The sequence below is a fragment of the Proteus sp. FME41 genome (assembly GCF_014897315.1).
Taxonomy (GTDB): Bacteria; Pseudomonadota; Gammaproteobacteria; order Enterobacterales; family Enterobacteriaceae; genus Proteus.
Map to the genome: position 1 here is coordinate 1 of NZ_JABUYL010000050.1, position 2,699 is coordinate 2,699.

Consider the following 2,699-nt stretch of genomic DNA (forward strand, 5'->3'; position numbering starts at 1 on the left):
AAAAACCGGTAATACTGTATTGAGTGTGGTTATAGCCTTGAAGTCCTGCTCCCAAGAGGGAGTTTTCTGGTTTTGCACCCCAAGAGCCCGCATTAGCACAACCGGAAAGTAACAGAGAAGAGGCGAGAACTAATAATATTATTTTTAATTTCATCATTTTATCCACTTTATTTTTATAAAATAAGAATGACATATAAATAATTAATTTATGATTTGATACTTATATTAGAAAGTGAACTTACTAAAGTACAACCACAAGCACAATGGTGCCCTTCTAATGCAACTGCTCTTTTATTTATTGTTGAATTTTTTGCGCCTTCAATAATTCTATTTTCACCATGCTTATTACAAATAACCTTATCGCCAACACAAGCAACAGACTTTCCATATGCTAAATAGCTTCCTGTAATCACTTTTCCACCATAAGGATTTAAAGTATCTCCGACTCTAATTATTTTTTTCATTTTATATTCTTTTTAAGCGTGAATTTTAAAAATAGTAATCTGAGTGGGTTAATTATTAGAATAGTATTTGCGAACATATTCTTCTATTGTACCCAAATGGTCACTATTATTGGCTTGAATAGCAAGAGCATATAGATGGTTGAAATTTTCTTCTTGAGTTATCGATGTGTTATTAAATTCAGAATATGCTCTTAATTCCTCTGCATCACTTATACAGCCAATTTTATTAATTTGTTCATCGTTAAATTCCATTGTTGGAAAAGACTTATCTTCAATCTCTGGATGATAACTCCCTAATAACCAACTCATATCATTGTCTCTATCTAGCCAGCCCCAAATAAAAGTAATATCAGTGAATCTTTTTTTTTGCTCAGGTGTGAGAATATCTTTTACTAGTGTCGGAAATACCCGTGTATCATAAAAGCGAAGTAAGCAAGATTTAAAGCCCCATTCAATTTCTGCAAGAGAAAGTAGAAATGTAGATAACATATTAAATGGAAGAGGGGATGATGTTATTAATAATCGAGGCTCTGAATAAAGTAATTCAAATAGCTCTTCTAATAAGATTAAATGTGTACTTTTATTCCACTCAATACGAATAAGTAGAGGAGCTTGTTCTAAAAAACCTTCTTCCGGCATATTAGTGAAAAGCGAAAACCATCTAATATCATTATCCATCTTGATTAAAGCTGGAACGATGGGATTTTCTAACCCAGCTTGGTCAATAACAATATCGAGATAATCTAGATGTGTTTTTTCTGAGATCAATTTTAATTGTTTTATCCATTGATCCGTTATTTCTTTTGATGGGGATTGTAATGTATTATTCACGGATAGCGATTCCCATAGCATTTTCTTGGGCTTTCTTTAAACACTCTTTACAAACAGATTGAGGAAGGTCTGGTAATGGGAAATCTTCACTCGCTGGCTCACTCCAAATATGTTGCCCTTTGAGGCTTAAACGACTCGGTGTATGAATTTCAATTTGGCCATCAGGCATTATTTTAATATATCCACCGCCACAGCCTAAAGTAATTCCATTTTTAGCAGTTAATTGAATATGACCTTGAGTTGATTGTACCGTAATATCTTTAAGTGCCGTTGCTTCGAAGATATCGCCATGTGATTCTAATTCAAAAGGCCCTTTTCCAGAGACAATGCGTACACCTTCTTTTTGAGACAACATCGAGATTTGCTGATATGCATTTACTGCTATTTTCTGTGTACTTGATAGGTGCATTTCACCTTTCGTTTGAGCATAGAGTGCTTCAACACTTTGCATAAGTAGAGTTTCATTGGTAACAATGCCGATTCCTTCGGGTGCATGCATTAAAATAGAAGGTGATGCTAGTTTATCGGTGTTTTTTAAAAGATTATCTAGCCCTTCTTTTTCTGGTTGAAGATTGTGGTGTGCTTGTGTGATTTCTCTGCAATCATCTAGCTGACTTATTGCTCCCTTGACTAAAGATATTGCAGGATCCATCGCCAGCACTTCACCCCCTGCTTTGGCTTGATTATCTGCACTAATAAATAATCCTTTACCTGCTCTTATTGCACCCCAACTGTCAGTGCGTAACTCAAAACCTTCGCCACGTTTATCACGATTGGCATCGACAATATGACCTAAGCTTAACTGAGATTTACCACCATATTCGGTACTGAGTTTAATATGCTCCTGTCCACGTTTATCCTCCATTCGCAATTTATTATTTGCAGGGGTACGAATCACATTACGCGTGTTGTTTCTATCCGTTACATGATCGGGGTGGCGCGAATCATGCAATGCATGGGCAATATAAGGTCTGTCAGGGTCGCCTTCGTGAAAGGCAATAGCGACTTCAGTACCTTGAATTAACGGAAAATGCATCCCATAGGTATCGCCCGCATAAGGTTTTGCCAAGCGTACAGGCATACTTTCATAGCCCATGGGTTTTTCATCACGGTCGGCATCAAATTTTACCCAATAAAAGCCATTTTCATTTTGGTGGGCATAAATATCGTTATCCTTTGCACTGGTAATACGCGCCGTTAATGTGCCAGTGACGACAGGACGAGGCTTTAACGCAGGTCTCCAACACAGAGTTTCACTGTAGGGGATCGCATTAAATCGTACTTGCAGCGCTTTTTCTCGACCACCACTAAAGCGTAAGCGAGTGATTAAGATAGGTGATTGAAACACCGACGGTAATGATGAAGGTATGACGTTATCAATGATAGAAAGTACTTGTAGTGGGG

General features: G+C 37.1%; 3 protein-coding genes. All 3 read right to left on the minus strand.

The window, feature by feature from the left end:
* Window positions 1-206: 206 nt before the first annotated feature.
* Window positions 207-464, minus strand: coding sequence for a PAAR domain-containing protein (locus INT04_RS19070; protein WP_109401495.1), 258 nt, complete (start codon window positions 462-464; stop codon window positions 207-209).
* Between the two features lie 48 nt (window positions 465-512).
* Window positions 513-1,295, minus strand: coding sequence for a DUF4123 domain-containing protein (locus INT04_RS19075; RefSeq protein WP_193017596.1), 783 nt, complete (start codon window positions 1,293-1,295; stop codon window positions 513-515).
* A partial coding sequence (locus INT04_RS19080) for a DUF2345 domain-containing protein (protein ID WP_193017597.1) occupies window positions 1,288-2,699 on the minus strand: 1,412 nt, incomplete at its 5' end. The genes INT04_RS19075 and INT04_RS19080, both read right to left, overlap by 8 nt.

Excerpts from the sequence above, each read along its gene's own strand:
- INT04_RS19070 (WP_109401495.1), bottom strand. The coding sequence starts at position 464 with ATGAAAAAAATAATTAGAGTCGGAGATACTTTAAATCCTTATGGTGGA.